Consider the following 17838-nt stretch of genomic DNA (forward strand, 5'->3'; position numbering starts at 1 on the left):
GAGGAGATCTGCGGCAGGCCGGTGGGCGCGGGCGGGACGGGCTCGGGGGCTTCCACGCTCCGGGCCAGCACCTGCGCCACCTGCGTCTCGCTGGAGGAGCCGTCCCCGGTACCGCTCATGAGCAGCAGGCGGGTCTGGTCACGGCGCTCGGAGAACAGGCGCAGCATCAGCTCGCTGCTCTGTTCGGGGTGCCAGATGCGAGGGCCCACCGCGCGCTCGATGGCGCGGGCGAACTCCAGCGTGGTGCCGTAGCGGTCCTCGCGCCGCTTCGCGAGCGCCTTGAGCACGATGGCGTCCAGCTCCGGCGGCACCTGCTTGTTCACGCGCGAGGGCGGCGGCACGTCCCCGCTGAGCACCGCGTTCATCATCGCTTCGGCGCTCTTGGCGTAGAACAGACGCATGCCGGTGAGGCACTCGTGCAGCACGACGCCCAGGCTGAACAGGTCGCTGCGGGCGTCCAGCGGGTCGCCCATGATCTGTTCCGGGGACATGTAGCCGCTGGTGCCCTTGACCATGCCCACGGCGGTGCGGCCGGCCCGGGCCAGGCTCTTGGCGATGCCGAAGTCGAGCAGCTTGGTGACGCCCTCGTACGTCACCATGATGTTCTTCTCGGCGACATCCCGGTGGACGACGGGGGAGGGCCGGCCGAGCGGGTCGGTGAAGGCGTGCGCGTAGTTGAGCGCCACGGCGGTGTCGCGCACGGCCATGAGGCTGAAGCCGATGGGGATGGGCTCGTGGGCGGTGCGGCAGGCGCGAGCGACCTCCACCAGCGTGGCGCCGGGGACGAACTCCATGGCGAGGAACAGCTCCCCGTCCGCCACGTCCAGGTCGTACACGTGCGCGATGTGGGGGTGGTTGAACGCGGCCGTGACCTTGGCCTCGTCCAGGAACATGCGGACGAACTCCTCCTCGCCGCGGATGTCGGGGAGGATCTGCTTCAGCACGACCATCTTGCGAAAGCCGGCGAGGCCCTTCTGGGCCGCGAGGAAAATCTCCGCCATCCCGCCCGTGGACAGGCGGCAGAGCACCTCGTACTTGCCCAACACCCGGCCGCGGAACCCGTCCGGAGTGAGCGTCAGCGTCGTCCCAGCCATCGGTAGGGCGCAGACTCTACACCCGTGGCGGGATGGACGCGAAAGGCCCGGACCCCTGTTTCTGGGCAGATGCCAGGGCTTCCGGGGATGAGCCCTTTGCTCACAGTCCTGGTGGGAGCCGCTTGCGGACCTCCTCCACGAAGCCCGGGACGCTCCGGGCCAGTCCGTCCAGGAGCTTTCTCAGCGAGATGGGTGGATTGCGCAGGGCTTCGGCCTGGGCCCTGAGCAGCTCCAGCACGGTCTCCGGCGCCTGGCTGAGCAGGTGTTGGAGGAAGATGTCGGGCGCCTGGGCCTGGAGGCTCGCGGGCAGATGCTGCTTCTGGAAGTCTCGCAGGTTGCTCGTGACGAGCGTCTGGGCACCGACGTGGATGGCGGCGGCGAGGACGTGCCGGTCCTTCTCCGGGTTGGTCATGGAGGGGATGAGCCCTTCATGGCCCGTCACCATGGCCTCGGGAAAGGCGGCCTTCATGGCGGCCACGCGTCGGGCGGCCTTCTCTTCCGACAGGCCGAGCGTCCTGACGAGGTTGCGACGGGTCTCCTCGAGGATGAGCTCCGTCCAGTGAATCTGGATGAGTCCCTCCTGCGCCGCGCTCAAGAGCGTGTCGCAGACGGTGAGGGGAATCAGGACGTTCGCATCGAGGACGACCGGGAACGGGGCATGAATCACGGGATGAGGCGTCCTCGCGATCGTCAGTCGAGCTCGGGATAGCCGCCGGCTTCCTGGCTCTCCCGCATCATCGAATCGAGCTGGGCACGGCGCTCGGCCTTCTGGCGTGCTCGGTACTCGAGGACGTCCTTGCTGTAGACGCGCCGATGGGTGCCTGTGCGGTGGAAGGGGATCCGACCCTCGTCGAGGAGCTGCACCAGGTACTGCCGTGAGACATTGAGCAGGTTCGCGGCTTGCTGGGTCGTGAGCTCCTTGTGGACGGGCACCACGGTGACGGCATCGCCCGACGCGAGGATGGCGAGCAGCTGCTGCATCAGCGTGAGCACATCCGTGGGCAGGGGCACGGACTCGTGGTTGGGCCCCAGCAGCGAGAAGAGCGGGTGCCCGCTTCCCTTGTCGCGCAGCTCCCGGGTGATGAGCTGCGCGAGCTTCCGCACCTGGTCCAGCGTCACATCACTGGCGGCGACGGGCTCCGAAGCACGGGGCGGGAGGGCATCAGTGGTCGGAGCAGTCATGGGTGCCTCCTCGGCCGGTCAGGTCAGGGCCAGAAGGAATCAATGTTCACATCCGACGCAAACGCAAGTGCCCATTGAACCACGTATGAGCAGCCGGTCCAGGGAAACGCCGCAACCGCAACCTGAAGGAGAAGAATCCCGGGATCTCCCCGCGTGCCCTGGAGGTGGGTTACGACGGCGGCGACATGGACACCTCCGCCTCCCCGCGCACCGTCACCGGCCGCGTCGACGTGCATCCCCGTGGCTTCGGCTTCCTCACCGTGCAGAAGCCCGGTACCTCCGAGGTGCTGTCCGCCTTCATCCCGCCGCCGGACCTGAACCCGCTCTTCGCGGGTGACATCGTCTCCGCCACGGTGACGGCCGCCGCGGATGGCCGGTGGACCGCGTCCGGCCTGTCGCTGGTGGAGCGCACCCGCACCGTCGTCTACGGCGAGGTGGTGACGCGCAAGGGCGCCTTCTTCCTGCGCATCGACAAGGAGGTCGCCAACTCCGACTGGCCGCTCGACCCGGGCTCCACGCCGGTCCAATACAACGACGCTGTCGTCGCCCGCATCGCGGACGGCAAGGTCGTGCTGCTCTACCGCCTGGAGGCCGGCGCGGACCGGTCGCTGGAGCGCGTCATCGCCCGCCACGACCTGCACCGGGACTTCCCGCCAGAGGTCATCACCGAGGCCCTCCGCGCCCGCGAGGTGCCGCATTCACTCGGCGCCCGCCGCGACCTGCGCGCCATCCCCACCGTCACCGTGGACGCGCCCTCCACCCGCGACATCGACGACGCCATCTCCGTGCTGCCCGCCGGCCCGGACGGCGCCGTGCGCCTGCTCGTGTCCATCGCGGATGTGGGCGAGTCCGTGAAGGAGGGCAGCGCCCTGGACCTGGAGGCCCGCGCCCGCGCCACCAGCGTCTACCTGGCCGGCCGCGTGCTCCCCATGCTGCCCGAGGAGCTGTCCTCGAACTGGCTCAGCCTCGTGCCCGAGCAGGACCGGCACTGTCTCACCGTGGAACTGCGCATCGACCCGGATGGCCGCGTCACCTCCGCGGATGTCTATGAAAGCCTCATCCGTTCCTGGGCGCGGCTGAACTACGACGAGGTCGCCGACTTCCTCGACGACGGCACCGTGTCCCCCGCGATGGAGTCCGTGCGCGAAGCCATGCCCTGGTTCCGGCTGGCGGCGGCGCGGCTCGCCGTGTCCCGCGCGGCCCGGGGCGGCATGGCGATGTCCCGCGACGAGGCGCGCTTCACCTTCGACACCGCCACGGGCGCCGTGTCCGGCCTCTCCGGGGAGAAGGACACCTCCGCGCACGGGATGATTGAACGCTTCATGGTGGCGGCGAACGAGGCCATCGCCATGTGGCTGATGACCCGAGGCGTGCCCACCGTGTACCGCGTGCACGAACAGCCGGATCCGCAGCGGGTGGCGGACGTGAATGCCTTTGCGTTGCACTCGGGCTTCGCGGCGGGCTTCGGCGCGCAGCTGACGCCCCTGGCGCTGGCTGCCTTTGACCGGCAGATCTCCGGCGCGAAGGCAGAGGCCGCGCTGCGCTCCGTGCTGCGCCGTTCGCTGGGACCGTCCCGCTACACGGTGAAGCCGTTGCCGCACTTCGGACTCGCGGCGCCCCTGTACCTGCACTTCACGTCCCCCATCCGCCGGTACGCGGACCTCGCCGTGCACCGGCTCATCAAGGCGTACCTGCAGGGCCGGCGGGACTTCGTGCACGAGGACCCGGAGGTGGAGCAGCTCTCCCAGCACATCAACCTGCGAGCCCGCTCGGCCGGCCGCGCGGAGGTGGACCGCCACCACGAGCTGGAAGCCCGCTTCATGTCCACCCGAATCGGCCAGGCCTTCCCGGCGCGCATCGTGCGGGTGAAGCCCTTCGGCATGGTCGCGCAACTGGATGGCATGTGGGTGGAGGGCATGGTGCCGGCGGAAGGACTCGCCGGAGGCCCCTACCGTCCGGACGCGCGTGAGCTGTCCATGGTGGGCCAGTCGAGGACCTTCACCGTGGGCATGCCGGTGACCGTGAAGGTCGTCTCCACGGACGAACAGCTGGGCCGCGTGGAGTTCGCGTTGGTGGAGTAGGCGCCCCTCAGATTTTCATGCTGCTACTGACATCAAAGTCAGACATCGGGAAATCTGAAATGATTTGAACCAGCCTCGTGGACCGGGCGCGTATCCAGCCGACGGGCATTCCAATGCCCGTTCCCCCAGTCCTGTCAGCGAGCGCGTCTTGACTCGAGGACGGGTGTGCCCGTGCGCGAATGCGCAGGGCATCGCCATGGAAAGAGGCTCGAGTGAAACGAAGGATTTCAGCGCTAGGGGGACTGGTTTTTTCCCTGCTCCTGGCTGCGTGCGGGCAACCCCTGGAGGAGCAGTCCTCCCACCCGGAGCTGGCAACGGCTGAGCAGGCCTTGGATGGCGCCAGCTGTCGGCCGACCGTGCCTCCGGAGTCCCAACCCAATGCGCCGACAGGCCAGAACGTGGTCTGCGCGGGCCCCTGGGAGTACCGCAAGGAGTGCTTCAAGCTGAGCAGCACGTCGGCGTGTCCCCAGGACGGCTACTACGACATGGCCTGCATGGTGGATGAGACCTGCGCTTATTCCAGGCGGACCACGGAAACCTATTCCGACCGGAATGCGACGGGCGAGAAGAAGGACATCCAGTTCTGCGACTACTCCGAACAGCCTCCCTGCGAGACCACCACCACGTCGCTCTACACGAAGACGTGCGCGGTCCGCGCCACGGAGTTGATCGGGGAACTCAGGGCCGTGGGGGCGGAAGACCCCAAGTTCCCCTTGTCCATCGCGTCGGCCACCGTGACGGGAAGCCTGGTGTATGGCGCCACCCAGACGACCAACTCCAGTGGCAGCGGCTGGAGCCAGAAGGTCACCACGACCAAGTGGACGCAGGCCTGCACCCTCGTCATCAACAACGTGGCGACGGAATGGGAGGAAGGCCCGCATCCTGAGTGCGGCCAGGTGCACTCCCTCTGTCCGGATCCCAGCCGGCCCAAGTACCTCTACTGCCGCGCCCCCAGCCATGGCCTCGAGCCGGATCCCGGGACGTGCGATGCGGTGGCGGGCCAGGGCGTGAAGTACTCGGCCCCGGGCCTTTCGCAGAACACGCTGAAGAGCACCTACGACGCGCAGGCGGACATCCGCACGGATACCTCTTTCAACCGTCCTCGCTGCCTGACGGCGGATGACGTTCCCTACGCCTCGGTGGAGACGAAGTACACCCGGCTGGTCACGCAGCTGGATGCTCCCGTCCCGGCGGGCGTGGACGGCCCGGCCTTGAAGTTCCAGCTCGTCAACGCCCTCAAGCTGTTGTTCGAACTGCAAGCGAACGACCCTGCCTTTACTCCCGCGCGCAGGGATCGCGTGCTGGGCCTCTATTCATCCCATCCCGAGGTCAATCACTTCTTCCGGGTGGACCCGACGATCGACTTTCGGTGGGTCGAGGATGCTCCCGCCGCCTTCATGTCTCCGAACACCTTCTCCGCGCGCTGGACGGGCTTCGTGGAGGCGCCCCAGGCCGGCACGTACATCTTCCATGTGAGATGGGATGACAGCGTCCGCCTGTGGGTCAATGGCCAGCTCCTCGTGGACCGGGCCACCTATCAGGGGGAGATCTGGGTCCAGGGCAGCATCTCGCTGACGGCGGGCCGTCATGCCGTGAAGCTGGAGCATCGCGAGGGATACGGGGCCGCGGGCGTGGGCCTGCAATGGCAGCCCCCGGGCGCCACGGCGGCCCAGGCCATTCCCACGAGCAGGCTCTTCACGCCGGACCAGCTGGGCAATGGCCTGCTGGGTGAATACTTCGACAACGACGACTTCACGTCCGACACCTGCTCCACGGGGCTGCCCCCGCTGGAAGCAAGCTGCCCGGCCGCCCAGGGCGTCCACGGGACGTTGGCCCTCTGCCAGCGGATGTTGGACACGCACCTGTCCGGCGCCGCGGCCAGCAGCCTCCTCACGGTCTGCACCTCCGCCGCGACGGGCATCGAGCAGCTCGCGTCCTCCGGCTGCGACACCCAGGCCTACTGGCCCGTCTCCAACAGCGTCACCTCCCAGCTACTCATCAAGGGATTGCCGCAGATGGGGACGACGCTGGGGAGCGAGGCCCGCATCACGGAGCTGCGCGAGAAGCTCGCCTCCATCCAGCGGTGGTACGCGGGGCTCCGGGGTCACCCCTCGCCGGGGACCCCGCCGTCACCGGAGCTCATGGCCCAGACCAGCGAGGTGATGAAGGCCTTCTGGACGGGCGCCTGGCTGAAGGACGACCTGGGCCTCACCGCCACCACGGATGCGCAGGCGCAGACGGTCCGCGCGAAGCTCCTCCTCGACGGTTTCACGGCGGACCGCCAGGTGCTGCTCGCGGCCTTTGGCGAGGGAGGCGCCCCGCCGCTCACGGGCGCTCCCCTTCTCTACCTCCTGGAGGATTCGCTGCGGGCGCTGAACGAGCGGATGCAGGAGGTCAGCCGCCTGCATGACATGGGCTGCCGCTTCACGACCTGCACCAACCGTTCGACGACCACGAGCCAGCTGTGGAACGTGCTGGCGGAGCTGGAGGACGCGCAGAAGTTCCAGCAGAAGGTCTCCGCGGCGACCGCCGTGTCGGCGGACTGGAAGAGGGTCTTCAACCGGATGAGCACGGGCCATGCGGCCTTCCGCGCCTCCGTGGAGGATGCCCTGGGGCTCGCGGCCGGCACCTACAGCCCGGACGACCTCTTCACCCGGCCGGTGACCGGCCCGGCCATGGCCCTGACGGCCATGCTGCGGGACGCCCAGGCCCGCGCGGATGGCTATGCGGCCAGCGGCCTGTTCACCGCGGAGGACGACCATACCCTCAAGGTGGGCCTCAACCGGCAGAAGCAGGACGAGATCCTCATCCACCTCAATAGCATCCTCCAGCAGCTGGATGGCAGCGTCGCGGCCTACAACAGCAACCGACTGACGTTGGTGCAGGGATTGCTGGCCCAACTGCAGAACCAGGGTGTCCAGGGCAGCCTCGATGGCAAGCGGCTCCTCCTGGATGAGCAGCTGAAGGCGCTCAACAGGGACCTCAATGGCCTGCGGGTGGGCCAGGCGGTGGAGGAGGCACGCCTGGGGGACTTCATGGATGGCTTCGAGGCCCTCTATCCGGTCATCGCCGAGCAGGGGCAGGTCATGCTGAAGGCCAACCACGACCTGGTCGTCCCCAACACGGGGCGCCGGGGCACGGACGCCAACGACGTCAACGCCATGGCGGCGCTGAAGCAGAACGGCGCTCCCTTCGTGCTGTCTCCGTCCGTGGGAAGCCAGCTCGTCGTCCAGGTGGGCGGGCGCTGGTCTCCGACCTGTGCGCTGGGATTGACCGCCGGTCCCAATGGCAGCCTGGTGAAGGTGACGTCTTCCCAGTTGCCCATCACGACGGGGCCTGAAGGCTTCTCCGTGGTGGACTCCGCGGGCACCTACACGGCGCTGGCCATCGACACGGTGAACACAGAGAGCAACTTCTCCAACTCGACGAACACGGAGTCGTGGTGCGCGGGGTTCAACCCCAGCGTCCCCATCTTCAACCTCAGCGGCAGCGTGGAGTCCTGCATGTCGAATGAGACGGGGACCACGTGGAGCCGGACGTGGAACCGGACGAACTCGCATGGCAGCGACAGGCGCTCCACCTTCTCGGTGTCTCGCGGGTTGCGTTCCCTCCTGGCGCCGTTCCCGGACGAGCCCGTGGGCAGCCTCCTGCTGGTGGAGCTGGTGAGGGGGACGACGGACCGTGCCAACGTCCGCTCCGTGCGCGTGCTCCAGTCCCCCTCCACCGCGCTGTTGGTGACCGCGGAGTCGGACTACTACGTGGTGGTCAATGACGCCGCCATCAAGGCGGGAACGCCGACCGCGCAGTGTTCCTCGTGGGTGGGCAGCTCGCACCTGGATGTCCACATCGCACAGCTGAGCCCGCAGTCGAACGAAGCCGTGATCCTCGCCGGCGCGATGGTGTCCGGGCTGGGCAAGCTGAAGGAGGAAGGGAAGCTCTACGTGGACCAGGGGCGGCTGCTGCCCAGCCAGACCAACGTCCTGCGCAACAAGGCGTTCAAGGACATGTACGACGGCTGCGGCTGCACGAGCCTGGATGGCTATCCGGAGAGCCTTCGCGCGCTCTTCACCACCTGGGTGGAGAAGGCGGTGGTCGACGTGGAGCGGGAGGTGGAGCTGGTGAGCATCGAGCGACAGCTGCGGCAGCTGGCGCTGGAGATCAGCGCGCTGGAGGCCGAGCTGAGCAATGCCCAGACCCAATCCCGGTTGTTCGCCCTGGTCCCGGCGTGGACCCTGAGGAATCTGGACGGCACCGCCATCCGGGCGCAGCTGGAGGCCCTGGACGAGGTGCTGAGCCAGTGGCTGGCTCCCATCGTGCGCATCCTGCACCCGGAGACCCTGACGCGCTTCGACGCGTCCGAGCTCAACCTGCTGAACGCGCTCACGCAGATAGACCCCACCTCCACCAGCACGGACATCAGCGTGCTGGCGGAGACGGCGAAGCAGGCGGCCCGGGCGGTGGAGACCCGCCTGCGGGCGGTCCGGGTTGCCAAGCCCACGCCCACGCTGTTGAAGGCCATCGTCAGCATCCCCCGACCGGGCGTGACGCCCACCACGCTCTACAAGAAGGTGGATCCCGCCACGGCGAAGGCGGTCTGGGATGAGATCCTGGCGGGGCGTAGCCCCGTGCTGCCCGTCACGCCGGAGAACGTCTACAACCCGGGGGGTGGTCAGGAGATCCTGCCGTGCAACCAGGTGACGCCCATCATCCACTCCATGGCGGTGTATGGCGTCGTGGGGGCCGGTCAGGCGTTCGAATCGCTTACGCTCACGGTCGCCGTGTCACCTCAGATGGCCTTCCCCGCGGTATCCCATCTGTACAGGTATGAATTCTCAGAGCCCACATACCTGGGGCCCGCGGTGCAGATGATGTTCGGTCCCAACACAAAGGTGATTGCCGATCTGGAGAAGTATTGGATCCAGCAGGCGACGTCGGTGGGCGCAGGCCTGTCACCCTTCTCCAACTTCCAGGTGGCCCTGAAGGTCTTCAGCGACACGAACCCGTCGCCCACACCTGGAGTCCTCAATCCCAGCAATCCCCTTTCCAAGGTCTCGGAGCTGCTGATTGCCTTCTATGTGGAGCCGACACAGGAAGCTCTCGGCGTGAAGCTGCCCGGGGTGCTGAGCTGCCAGTAGGCCGCGCCCGGTAGACAGTCGCGAAGGTCATGGCCCCGCCCGGCGGCTGAAGTCCGGGCGGGGCCTCTTTTTTCGAGCAGGGCCGACGGGCCTGTGTGACGCGAGGCGTCCGCGGCGCGGCGGCATTTCTCCATTCAACAGGACATCTCCATGCGCAGAGCCCTGGGTTTGATCGCCGGGTTGGTGTGTTCGCAGGTCGCCGCCCAGCCCTTCAACGATGCGTTGGTGCAGTCGCCACAGCTGGAAGCCCCCCGGCGCGGGAGCCTGGTGGGCCAGTACGCGGCCACGGACCTGGGGCCCGCCGACGTGAGCCGTGGCGGCTTCAGCCTGGGGGCTCCCTTCGCGGCGCCCTCGGAGCGCGGACCGCTCCAGGCCCAGGTCTTCCCCACCTACTCCCCGGAGGGAGGCATTGGGGAATGGGGCCAGGGCTGGGGCGTGTCGCTGGCGGTGACGCGCACGCGTGTCATGGGCGAGGTGGACTACGCGAACGACGAGCTGACGGGGCCGTGGGGCCGGATGGTGAAGGGGACGGACGGGCGCTGGTACCCCGTGGGCCTCAAGGGCAACGTGCGGCTGGAGGAGCAGGGGACCACGCTGGTCGCCCTGCTGCCGGACGGCAGCCGCTGGACGTTCGGAGGGGCCGCGCGCGTGCAGACGCCGCGAGGCACCTATGCGTGGCACCTCACGGAGGTGGTGGACGCCACGGGGCACAAGACGCGGCTGGGTTGGAATGCCAATGCCTCCGGGCGCCTGTTCCTGGCGACCGCCTCCTACGGGGGGCTGGGCGAGGACTTCCAGAACCGGGTGGACTTCCTCTACGAGTCGGTGACGACGCCCTTCGTGGACTGGCGCTCCGGACAGGCCTTGCGGCTGGACCGGCGCGTCACGCGGGTGGAGGCGCGCGCGAAGGATGCCGGCACGGGCGTGTTCGGGCTGCGCTGGAGCTACACCCTGGGCTACCAGCCGGAGGGGACGGGCCCGGCCTTCCAACTCGCGTCCATCCAGCAGACGTATGCGTCGGGCGAGTCCACCCCGGCGGTGACGTATGGGTATGAGCACGCCACGGACATCCTCCAGGGCGCGGCGCCGCGCTTCATCCCCAAGTTCGACGGGGTGATGCTGGCCTATTCGGAAGGGGTGGCCATGCCCGCCGAGTCCACCCCGCTGGATGACGGGGACGACGGGCTCGTGGACCTGGAGCACCGCACGGACTTCAGCCTCATCCGCCAGCAGCCGGGCGGCTACACCTTCGAAGCCCTCCCCCCGCCGGCCGTGGATGCGCGACCCGAGTGTCGCCCGGAGGCTTCGTTCTTCAACCAGCCCCGGCTGCTGGCGAAGATGCGGCCCCAGGAGACGACGCACCAGGTGGTGACCGTCGCCTACAACATGTTCCTGGGGCAGACGGAGCTGCTCGTGTGCGAGCGGGACGGCCACCCGGTGCACCAGCGCTGGCTGCCGGACGCGTGGGAGCTGGGTCCCAACGCGCGGCTGGTGGACCTGAACCGGGACCAGCAGCCGGAGCTGATCCATGTCTACCCGGGCGGCTACCGCGTATTGCCCAACCTGAGCACGGCCACCACGTATGCCTTTGGAAACACCGTGGAAGGCACCCTGCACCTGGAGGTCCAACCCGAGGCCACCTGGGTGCATGACTTCAACGGCGACAGCGTGGCGGACCTGGTGGTGCGCTACTCCAACTACCTCTTCGTCTACGAGGGCAAGGGCCAGTTCCTCTTCGAGATGGAGCCCCACCTCTACGAGGCGCGCTTCCCGGACGACAGCCCGGTGTCGCTCGCGGGCTTCGAGCTGGGCTTCGTGGACGTCAACAACGACGGCCTGAAGGATGTGATTGCCGGCAGCATGGATGGGGCGCTGTTGCTGGTGAATGACGGCACGCGCCTGATGCAGGTCCCGGTGCCGGCGCTGGAGCTGCTGGCGTGGACCTCCAGCTTCCCGATGGTGCAGGACCTGGAGGGGACGGGGAACACGGAGCTGTTCTTCGTGCAGAACGGCCTCGCCCATTCCATCGGGCTCGATACCCCGGGGACGGGCCTGCTGAAGACGGCCGACGACGGCAAGGGGACGCGGGTGCGCTTCGCCTATGCCCGCAGCCCCGTGGCCGCGCGGCAGGGCGCCCGCCAGCCGGTGCTGGACCAGATGACGGTGGAATCCAGCGGACAGGAGCCCCGGACGTACCACTACACCTACGGGCAGCCCGTGATGCACTCGGTGGGGCGCTTCCTGGTGGGCTATGGCCAGGTGACGCGTCAGGCGCCGCACGTGTCGGAGGAGATGCACTTCCTCAACGACAACGACAATGCGGGCCTGCTCCTCACCTCACGGGTGCGGGATGACAAGGCGCCGCAGGCGGAGAGCTTCTCGGCGCGTGAGTATGAGAACGCCTGGGTTTCGGGTGTGGCGTGGAAGCGATTGCAGGTGCAGGTGCAGGGATGGCGGTCCACGACGGGCAGCCAGCAGGTGTCGGAGCGCACCGAGTACACGAACTACACGGCGGACGTCTGCCCTTTGCAAGTGGTGACGACGACGGCGCATGGCACGGTGACGACGCAGCGGACGCGGGCGTCGGTGCCCGGGCTGGGTCTGGCCCTGCACTGCCTGGAGAGCCGCATGGTGGTGACGGGCCAGCATGCACAGGCCTGGATGAACTTCAGCCATGAAGGCCTGGTGGAGCGCAACACCCTGGGGCTCGTCACCGCCGTGCGCAGCGTGGCGGGAGGGCAGACGCTGACGTTGCAGGAGGTGACGTATCACCCGGACTCCACCCTGGATTCCATCTTCGTGCCGGGCAAGGGGACGGCGTACTTCCACCAGGAGGCGGGACGGCGGCTGCTGTACCGGACGGAGGCGCCGGACGGCGTGGTGACACGGGTGGTGGACCGCCACCCGCTCACGGATGCGGTGTTGACGTTGGAGGTCGACAGGGGTGGGACGCCCTACCGGCAGTTCTTCCGCTACGACGGGCAGGAGCGGCTGGTCAAACAGTGGGACAGCCTGGGAGGTTCGGAGATCAATCCCAAGCAGACGTATGGCTATCAGTTCGCCACGGCCACCCTGCCGGGCTCCTTCCAGCTCACCACGCTGATGGACGGGGCGCAGGGCGCGGTGAGCCGCTCCATCGAATACGTCACGGCTTCGGGCGAAGCGCTCACCACGGCCCGGCGCATTCCGGAGGGCTGGACCTTCGAGGGGCTGACCCGGCGGGACGCGTCGCAGGGGGAGCTGCGCACGGTGTTGCGGCCCGCCGTGGGGCCCGCGGTGAACCTGCTGGCGATGGACTACGCGGCGCTCCTGGCGGGAGGCCGACAGGTGGCCTTCAGCAGCGCCTCCGCGTTCGGCCACGAGGCGGCCTCGCGCACGACCTTCCATGAGGGCGTGGAGAAGCAGGTGGCCACGAGCCTGGGCTTCGACGCCGAGGGCATGACCCAGACGGCCGTGGAGAACGGGGTCTTCAGCGCGCAGCGCACCCTGGACGCGGCCCAGCGCGTGCTGGTCCAGGAGGACGAGGCCCACACCCGCTACCGCTACCACTACGACGCCTCCGGGCGCCTGCGGGAGGTGGTGTTGCCGGAAGGTGCCACCCACCGGGTGCACTACGACGGCCATGGCCGCGTGAGCCGCCTGGTGCGCGAGGGCATCGCCAGCGTGGAGTACACGTATGACGCGACGAAGGGCCACCTTACCCTGAAGCGCTACGCCAACCCGGCGGGGCTCGTGAAGCGCCAGGTGGCCTTCGACTACGACACGCTGGGCCGTCTCTCCCTGGAGACGCACAGCGACTCCTTCGGCAGCACCCCCCAGAGCTACCGCTACTTCCATGATGGGGCGTCCCCCTCCCATCCGGCCACCCTGGACGAGAAGGGCCTGCTCACGGCCGTGTCGGGTGAGGGTTACGTCAAGACGTTCCAGTACCGCGCGGATGGCAAGCTGACCTCCAGGACGCTGGAGTTCGAGGGCTGGCGCACGGTGCAGACGCAGCTTGCGTACAACGACGCGGGTGACTTCGCCTCCACCACCGTGGCGGTGAAGGCCGCGAATGGGACGTTGCTGTCGTCCATCACGCAGACCTTCAAGCTCGATGCCCACGGACGTCTCCAGGAGTCGTGGCTGGGCCACGGCACCACGCCTCCCGTGCCCTGGGCGTCGCTGGCCTATGACGGCGAGGGTCGGATCTCCTCCGTGGCGTTCGTGGCGGGGACGCATGTCGGCTTCACGTATGACGCCCTCACGCGCCGCCGCATTGCCCAGACGCAGTCCACGCCCACCTGGAATGCCTCCACCACCCAGCGGTTCAACGCCCGGGGCCAGGTGGAGTCGGAATCCTTCGCCGTGGGCGCGCAGCTCTGGGAGCGCGAGTACACCTATTCGCCCCAGGGGTTCCTCACCCAGGCCGAGGATGCCCATTCCAGCTATGTGTATGGCTATGCGCCCGGAGGGCTTCCCCTCTCCATCCAGGAGAACGGCACGTCACGCCAGGTGACGCGCGTGGGGAGCACGCTCACCGCGGGCAATGTCACGTACATCTTCGATTCGCTGGGCCGCGCGGTGGAGAAAGGGGACCTGCAGCTGACGTACGGTACCCACGGGCACGTGGTCACCGCGACGCGTGGCACCACCCAATGGCATTTCCTCTACGACGAGACCGGCCAGCGCATCCTCAAGCGTCAAGGCACGGTCCCCGTGGCGGCCTACCTGGAGGCGGGGGAGTACCTGGACGCGTCCGGGCTCACGCTCCCGGTGCGCTTCGCCGGTCAGCTGGTGGGCGTCCTGCAACAGGGCACCTTCCGCCCGTTGGCGGCGGACTCGCGGGGCACGCTGCTGACGGACACGTCCGGTGCTGCCTTCATCGCCTCGCCCTATGGCAACCGCGTGTCCCACCCGGATGTCTCCCCCGCGCTGGACTTCGTGCAGAAGGGATACGACGCGGACCTGGGCGTCGTGCGCATGGGCGTCCGGGATTATGACGCCGCGCTCGGTCAATTCCTCTCACCGGATGGCCTGTTCCTGGAATCCCCTGAGATGTGTCTCAAGAGCCCCAGCGAGTGCAACCTCTACTCCTACGCGCGTGGCAACCCGACGGGCTTCACGGACCCCAGTGGCAAGTGCGCGGCCACCCTCGACAAGGGCATTGATTGCATGGGGCCCGCACTGGCGCAGGGGAGAGCCCTGGAGGCGGAGGCTGCCTCGGAGTGGAAGGACGGCAACTACGGCACGGCCACGGTCGCGGGAGTCCTGGGCTTCTCCAATGGCGCCATCGTCGTGTCGATGTTCCTGGTGCAATCCGTGGTGGACGTCGGCAATGCGACCTACAACGCGACCTCAGGTTTCAGGGAGGGGGACTACGACCGGGCGCTGGACGGATCGGTACAGACGCTGTCTGCCTTCACCCTGGGCAGGATGGGACAGACCGCCACCGCGTTGAGCGTGGAGCTTTCCCCCGCTGGTCGAATTGTTGCAGGCCTCAGCAAGGGCGGCTCGGCCGAGGTGGCCGCAGTGGAGAGCTCAGCCGCGAAAGCCCTGGCGAAAGGAGGCTGTTTCGTCGCGGGGACGGTGGTGCTGACGGCCGAGGGGAAGAAAGCCATTGAGGAGGTGGCCCCGGGCGATTGGGTGTGGGCCTGGAATGAGGAAACGAAGGTCCCTGGATGGCACCAGGTGACGCGCACCTTCATCAAGCCGCAGCGGAGGGTGCTGCGGCTGGAGTTGGTGGCTGCGGATGGGGCCGTGGAAACGTTGGGGACGACGGCTGAGCACCCCTTTTGGGTGGAGGGCAAGGGTTGGACGGCGGCCGGACAGCTTGAGTGGGGGGATGCCCTTGAAACGGCGGAGGGGATGCGCGTCCGGGTCCGCTCCCTCTCCCTGTCAGCCAGGCCGGAGACGGTCTACAACCTTGAGGTCGATGAGGCGCATACCTACTTCGTCGGAGCACTGACGACGTGGGTCCACAACCAGAGTTCGATTTCCGGCGGGTCCGCGACTGGCGCGGGGACTGGAGCTGGGGCGGCAACTCAGCCCAATCGCATCTACTCCGCGCGCGAGTTGATTCGTCGGGTAAACGAACCGGGACCCTTCCACAACTACCCAGAGTCCTTCAATAAGCAGATCTTCGAGCAGGGAACACGTACGACGGTGGCCAACTTCTTCAAAAAGGCGAAGGCTGGTTTGAGCAATGACTCCGTGATGTACGAGCTCCCTGGCAACGTGAATGGCGTCCAGGGTACGTTCGAGATCGGAGTTCGAATCTCGACCTCGGGTAATACGGAAATGATCGTCCATCGCTTCTTCAATCCTGCCCGATGAGTGTGCCTATGGATTTTGGCTTTCGACGCCACTACGGCTGCGAACTCCTAGACGAACTCCCCAGCGGAGGGGCTCCTCTACGGTACTTCCCCCCAGGGGACATGGCGGGAGGGCAGGACGGCCTCCTGGTGCGTGTCACACCGGAAGGAGGTGAACCCTGGCTGGGGATGTTCGCATTCGGGAGGCTGGGAAAGGCAGGCATCAGCCGAGTGCTCAGCATGCCGGACCCGGAGAGGGTCTGCGTCGTAGCTCGCGGCGCAGGCTATGTCGTTGCATCTCAGGATCCCCGATCCTGGGAAACGGTGAACGCGGTCCCCATCACGGAGGTCCGCGCCCTGCCCTCAGCGGGGATCGTGGTGTTCGCGAACTTCACCGAGCTGGTGGCCTACGGAGCCGAAGGTCTGCGTTGGAGGACGAAGCGGCTGGCCTGGGACGGCTTGAAGATCGTCGAGGTGACGGAGCGTTCCCTCATTGGCGAATACTGGGACATCCGGGACGAGGCGATGCAGAGGTTCGAAGTCGATCTCGCCACGGGTGCTCAGCGAGGCGGTGTCGAAGGCTGAGGGCTTCGACCCACCCTCAGCGAAGCGCGCGGGGCTCTCGCCTCACCCCGCCAGCGGCAGGCCCTCCGTGGACTCCAGGAGGGTCTTGCCGCGCACCCACCCGAGCAGCCCGCTGGACGACTTCACCAGGTACCAGACGTCGTTCCACTCCGCCTTCGCGGGCACGCTCGCGGCCAGCACCTGCACCTTGGAGCCCTGCGCCGTCGTCGCCACCACCGCGGACTCCGTGCGGCTTCGCGCCAGCGCGAAGGACTTCTTCACCGTGGCCTCCACGCCCACCGCGTACAGCTCCTGGGGCACCTGCGTGAGCCTCCACGCCTTGCGGTCCAGCGCGTACTTCTCGCGCTGGTGCCAGAAGCCCATCCACGTATCCACGAGGACGATGCCGTTGCCCTTCGCCTCGGTGAGGGCTCGCACGTCGCCCAGCGACCTCACCGCCTTGCCGTCATAGCCATAGAGGAAGAAGCGGTGGTCGTCGTCCATGTCCCCGATGGAGTGCACGAGCAGCTCCTTCCACTTGTCGCCCGTGTCCAGGTCCACCACCGTGAAGCCGCGCACCTCGTTGCCCGCCGCGTTTCCCTGCAGCGTCACGGCGCCCACCTTCAGCGTGAACCTGCCGTCCGCGCCTGGCGTCAACGCCACCGCGTCGGGCTTGCCGTCTCCGTCCAGATCCGCCTTCACGGACATCACGGGCTCGTCACCCTGCGCACCGGCGGGTGCGGCGACGAACAGCACGGCGGAGGACAGTGCGGCCAGCAGGGACGTCTTCACGGGAGCAGGACCTCGGTGAAAGAAGGGAAACCAGGGTAGCCGCCCTCCATCGGGCCGGACATCGCCCTTCGTCCTACTGATGCGGCCCATGATCTCTACTTCAGCTACCCCCACTCGAAGTACGGGAAAGGTGTTCACCCGGAGCGCCGGAAACGGCCCCGGAAGTGCCGATCCAGGAAGGACTCGGCCTGGGTCAAAACCTCACGGGCCTCGCTGGGAAGCGCCTCGGTGGAAGACGCCAGCACCGCTTCGCGGGCCCTCCTCATCGCTGTTGCGTCCCCAACCCGCGACGTAGGAAACGCGCGCTCCACGGCTTCCACCCGCGCATGCGCCGCATCCACCACCCCCTTCGCCTCTTCCAGCGAGACCTCCCCGTCCGCGAGCGCGTTCAGGAGCTGGCAGCGGTAGCGGCGGCACGCCTCCGGACGCTCCGCATAGGCGGTGCAACACCGGCCGTCCAACGCCGCGCAGCGCTGGGGCAACACCGTGCCGCCGTCCTCCCTTTGCGCGAGTGTCAGACCGCGCTCCCGCAGCGCTTGCGCCTCGGGGGGACCGAGCGGAACGTGGGTGAAGAGCGTGCCGTCACAGCACATGCCGCAGTGGAGGCAGAGGGTGGACAGGGGCATGGCGCGCTCCCGGGATAACCCCTCGCGGGGCCGGGAGTCATCCCGGACGCACCGGCCCGCGCCCCCTCCCC

At 67.9% G+C, this 17838-nt stretch carries 9 protein-coding genes; 4 read left to right on the plus strand and 5 right to left on the minus strand.

Annotation, left to right across the window (positions count from 1 at the left end):
• From D7V97_RS23905 to D7V97_RS23915, 3 genes are all read right to left on the minus strand, one after another.
• On the minus strand, nucleotides 1-1094 hold a 1094-nt coding region (locus D7V97_RS23905; protein ID WP_147444953.1), incomplete at its 3' end, for a serine/threonine-protein kinase.
• A 100-nt stretch (nucleotides 1095-1194) separates the two neighbouring features.
• Entirely contained in the window at nucleotides 1195-1761 is a 567-nt protein-coding gene (locus D7V97_RS23910) for a putative toxin-antitoxin system toxin component, PIN family (protein WP_158623443.1), read from the minus strand.
• A gap of 23 nt (nucleotides 1762-1784) precedes the next feature.
• A complete protein-coding gene (locus D7V97_RS23915; RefSeq protein WP_120612973.1) occupies nucleotides 1785-2276 on the minus strand; it encodes a helix-turn-helix domain-containing protein in 492 nt (163 codons plus the stop codon).
• Nucleotides 2277-2461: 185 nt separating this feature from the next.
• Here D7V97_RS23915 and D7V97_RS23920 point away from each other — a divergent pair, with 185 nt between their 5' ends.
• From D7V97_RS23920 to D7V97_RS23935, 4 genes are all read left to right on the plus strand, one after another.
• Nucleotides 2462-4357: a ribonuclease R family protein gene (locus D7V97_RS23920; protein WP_120612978.1), complete on the plus strand. Its 1896-nt coding sequence runs from the start codon at nucleotides 2462-2464 to the stop codon at nucleotides 4355-4357.
• A gap of 356 nt (nucleotides 4358-4713) precedes the next feature.
• Nucleotides 4714-9492, plus strand: coding sequence for a PA14 domain-containing protein (locus D7V97_RS23925; protein WP_158623444.1), 4779 nt, complete (start codon nucleotides 4714-4716; stop codon nucleotides 9490-9492).
• 150 nt (nucleotides 9493-9642) lie between these two features.
• The gene (locus tag D7V97_RS23930) at nucleotides 9643-15807 is read left to right on the plus strand and encodes a polymorphic toxin-type HINT domain-containing protein (protein WP_147444954.1); all 6165 of its coding nucleotides are present in this window, start codon (nucleotides 9643-9645) and stop codon (nucleotides 15805-15807) included.
• A gap of 302 nt (nucleotides 15808-16109) precedes the next feature.
• The gene (locus tag D7V97_RS23935; protein ID WP_120612976.1) at nucleotides 16110-16370 is read left to right on the plus strand and encodes a hypothetical protein; all 261 of its coding nucleotides are present in this window, start codon (nucleotides 16110-16112) and stop codon (nucleotides 16368-16370) included.
• A 42-nt stretch (nucleotides 16371-16412) separates the two neighbouring features.
• Here the strand turns inward: D7V97_RS23935 and D7V97_RS23940 are convergent, their stop codons facing one another.
• Nucleotides 16413-17141: a hypothetical protein gene (locus D7V97_RS23940; RefSeq protein WP_233583148.1), complete on the minus strand. Its 729-nt coding sequence runs from the start codon at nucleotides 17139-17141 to the stop codon at nucleotides 16413-16415.
• Between the two features lie 134 nt (nucleotides 17142-17275).
• Complete coding sequence (locus D7V97_RS23945) at nucleotides 17276-17767, minus strand: YkgJ family cysteine cluster protein (RefSeq protein ID WP_120612977.1); 492 nt, start codon at nucleotides 17765-17767, stop codon at nucleotides 17276-17278.
• Nucleotides 17768-17838: the final 71 nt, after the last annotated feature.

Source organism: Corallococcus sp. CA053C (genome assembly GCF_003611675.1).
Lineage (GTDB): Bacteria > Myxococcota > Myxococcia > Myxococcales > Myxococcaceae > Corallococcus.